This is a genomic window from Sporolactobacillus inulinus (genome assembly GCF_006539285.1).
Classification (GTDB): Bacteria; Bacillota; Bacilli; order Bacillales; family Sporolactobacillaceae; genus Sporolactobacillus; species Sporolactobacillus inulinus.
Genome location: NZ_BJMS01000184.1, coordinates 1 through 1,900 on the forward strand (window position 1 = coordinate 1; position 1,900 = coordinate 1,900).

At 49.6% G+C, this 1,900-nt stretch carries 1 protein-coding gene; it reads left to right on the forward strand.

What is annotated here, in order from left to right; genetic code table 11:
- The first annotated feature begins 491 nt into the window (after positions 1 to 491).
- Positions 492 to 1,823 carry a group II intron reverse transcriptase/maturase gene (gene ltrA / locus SIN01_RS14555; RefSeq protein WP_244935264.1) on the forward strand — a complete coding sequence of 444 codons (1,332 nt, stop codon included), beginning with the start codon at positions 492 to 494 and terminating at the stop codon, positions 1,821 to 1,823.
- The last annotated feature ends 77 nt before the right edge of the window (positions 1,824 to 1,900 follow it).

Here is a 1,900-nt window from a genome sequence, read left to right on the forward strand (position 1 = left end):
AGTGCGCCCGGCATGGACGATAACTTGGCGGTGAAAGTCCGTCGTAGGCCGTAGCGGTCGGAACTACTAGCTGAGGACAAGGGTGTCTCCCGTGAGGGAGAATCTGAAGGAAGTCTAAAGCAAAGTGCTGAACTGATGCACAAGAACCAGCTATAAGGCTGTGCGTCATGGATAAGGTTGCTAAACAAACCAAAGTCCGATACCGCCCAAAATGACGAGCAGTAGAGTTGGCAGTTACATGGCACGAAGGTTATCGCTCTTACCCGGGGAGATCTGCATCATAGGTTGCCAACAAGAAGGATGAAAAGTCCTACAGCGACAAACTGCGCAGTGATGTGCGGCTGAATGATGCAGAAGTCAGCCGAGGTCATAGTAGCTACCTTTGGCAGCGAAGGACCGAACAATAATAATTCTCATTGATATTGGAGGTGGAGGCCGTGCGACAATCGCAGAAAACAGAACATAAAGCTGACCGCCGGAAGAGGGTAGGCATGAAAGGCCAAGAGTACTCCGGGGCGCGTAGTACGACTTCTGGTGAAAATACAGCTGAGAATGGCACTTCAATGATGGAACTTGTCCTGTCGCGAAAGAACCTGAATCAAGCTTACCTTCGGGTGAAGCGCAATAAGGGGGCGGCAGGAATTGACGGAATGACTCTAGAAGAAGCACTGCCCTATCTTAAAGAACATCGGCAAGAATTATTAGCATCATTGCGCAATGGAACCTATAAACCAGCTCCGGTAAAACGGGTAGAAATCCCTAAACCGGATGGTTCCAAGCGCAAACTCGGCATACCGACCGTTGTTGATCGGATGATCCAACAGGCTGTGGCTCAAGTGATGATGCCAAGGTTCGAAAGGGTGTTCTCAGATCATAGCTATGGGTTCAGGCCGCATCGCAGTGCTCATGACGCGATCCACCGAGTGGTGTCGCTCTACAATCGAGGCTATCACCATGTTGTGGATTTAGACCTGAAAGCCTACTTTGACACGGTCAATCACGATCTTCTCATGAAATTTATTGGCCAATATATTGATGATCCGTGGCTCTTGCATCTGATTCGTAGATTCCTGACGAGTGGAGTGATGAACGACCGACTTTTTGAGAAAACCGACAAAGGAACACCGCAAGGTGGGAATCTGTCGCCTCTGTTGGCCAACATTTATCTCAACGAACTGGATAAGCTACTTACCGCAAGAGGTCACGAATTCGTGCGTTATGCGGATGACTGTAACATCTATGTCAGAAGCCGGCGCGCGGGACACCGAGTTCTAGCCAGTGTCACCAGGTTTCTGGAAAAAGATCTAAAAGTGACGGTCAACCGGGAAAAGACGCAGGTGGGTTCGCCGCTGAGGCTTAACTTTCTGGGATTCTCCCTGGGGGTCTCCCGTAACGGTGCCTATGCGCGACCAAGCATGAAAACCAAGAGGCGTGTCAAAAGAGCTTTAAAGCAAATGACCAAACGTAACCGTGGACGCAGTCTCGATGTCCTTTTCGGAGAAATCCGATTGAAGATGAGAGGCTGGCTTCAGTACTACGGGATCGGACACATGAAGAGCTTTATCCAACGCTTGGATGAGTGGCTCCGCTCGAGAATTCGTCAATATATCTGGAAGTCATGGAAGAAAATCAAAACCCGTTTCAAGAAGCTCCGGAAGTTAGGGATGTCTGAAGCACAAGCATTCACCTGCGCCAATACCCGTAAGGGTTACTGGCGGACAGCCCACAGCAAGACGCTTTGTTACACCCTGACGAATGAAAAGCTGGAGCATCTTGGATTGATTAACCTTTCCAAGAGGCTCCAGTATATTCAAAGTGCCTAAGTTATTGAACCGCCGTATACGGATCCGTACGTACGGTGGTGTGAGAGGTCGGCAGTGTGAACTGCCTCCTACTCGAT